The 1,782-nt window shown below is 54.8% G+C and carries 2 pseudogenes; both read left to right on the top strand.

Features of this window, described 5'->3' with window-relative positions:
- Positions 1–276: pseudogene (locus E1297_RS02230) on the top strand (Tn3 family transposase); the annotation flags it as partial.
- 112 nt (positions 277–388) lie between these two features.
- Positions 389–1,411, top strand: a pseudogene (locus tag E1297_RS02225) (IS110 family transposase).
- Positions 1,412–1,782: the final 371 nt, after the last annotated feature.

Genomic DNA, 1,782 nt, shown 5'->3' with positions numbered 1-1,782 from the left:
CGGCTTGGCCGATATCGAGATCGCAGCCACAAAAAACTCTCGATACGTGCTTCCGCGCTCAACCTCGTCGTTACAGCTATAATTTACTAGAATACGCTCTACACACGCAGAACTCTCGACGCCATACAGGCTTCCGGCGAGACAATTCCGGACCACCTGAAAGCGGCTCTTTCTCCTCTCGGTTGGGAACACATTAACCTGACAGGCGATTACCTCTGGGAAACCACTCCACAAATCGGAGCTGATGGCTACAGAACCATTTCGTTCATGGTTTGATCCGCCTACCGTATATCTGTGCCCGTTCAATGATGGGGTGGACACCCCCTCGACGGCATCAATGTGCCAAAGTGGTGGTTGTTGCGACCACCGGAGAGAAGGAGTGTCCACGATGAAAGTTACCACAATTGGCTTGGATTTGGCGAAGAACGTGTTTCAGGCGCACGGGGCGGATGCCATCGGCACCGTTGTTTTCCGCAAACAATTACGACGGAAAAACGTCATCGAGTTCTTTGCGAAGCAGCCTACATGCATCGTTGCCATGGAGGCTTGCTCAGGCGCACATTATTGGGCGCGTGAGATAGGCAAACTCGGACACACTGTAAAACTGATCCCGCCAGCGTACGTTAAACCTTTTGTTAAACGCCAGAAGAATGATGAAGCTGATGCTGAGGCAATTTGCGAAGCCTCGCAACGCCCGACCATGCGGTTTGTGGCAATAAAAAGCGAGGGCACCCAGGCAAGTGGTGTTGTGTTTCGAGCACGAGATCTGCTGGTGCGCCAGCGAACGCAGATCATCAACGCACTCCGCGGCCACCTTGCCTAATACGGTGTCATTGCCGCTCAAGGGCCAACCCATGTTGCCAGTCTCATAGAATGCGTGACGGATGGTAAAAACACTTTGCCGGATCCAGCCCGATTAGCGCTTACCAGTCTGGTCGAAACTCTACGCGATCTGGAGGACCAAGTCAGACGACTTGATCATGAAATCGCACTGCGTGCTCGGGAAGACGAAAATGCGCGGCGGCTAGCGACGATCCCAGGCGTTGGGCCAATTACGGCAACTGCGCTAATAGCCTGGGCTCCCCCTGCATCGACCTTCAAAAAAGGCCGTGATTTCGCGGCCTGGCTCGGTCTGACGCCACTTCAACGATCAACTGGCGGAAAGCAAAAGCTTGGCGCAACATCGAAGATGGGCGAGCGAACGCTGCGGCGTTTGCTTAATCTCGGAGCAAGTTCGGTGGTGCGCCAAGCCGCTCATAAAGGTGTGCCAGAGGGCTCTTGGCTCGGACGCATGCTAGCACGGAAGCCGCGCATGCTTGTGATCGTCGCCCTTGCCAATAAGCCTGCTCGTTTCGTGTGGGTGCTGCTGGCGAAAGGTGGGGTCTACGAAGCTCCCGTAGCAGCCGGATAACCCGGTTGTTAATTACGGGGCGTCGAAGGTGTAGGAGGATGTAAAGGAAAGTATGGCGTACGGTCGATAGAGACGGGATCGGGAAACCAGACCTGAACAGAGAGCCTCAGAGCACGCTTTAATGATTTGGAGCCGATCCGCGAACTTCCATACGGGCCCGCGACATCTTCAACGTTGCAACAGAGGCCGGACAGATGTCAGCACCCGACTACGCGCAAATACCGGCCTTAAAAATTCTCTTGCACTAACGGGGGTGTCCACAGATGTCCACAGATGTTCAGAGGCCAAATGCGCTCCCACGCCCCACCCCGTAAATGAGCGCTTTTGATCAACGGGCTGATAGGGTTGCGGTACGCAGAGGCTGTCATGTT

It is taken from the genome of Roseibium sp. RKSG952, assembly GCF_009711355.1.
Note: the sequence above shows the minus strand (reverse complement) of the source record. Positions and strands in the feature narration are given on the sequence as shown.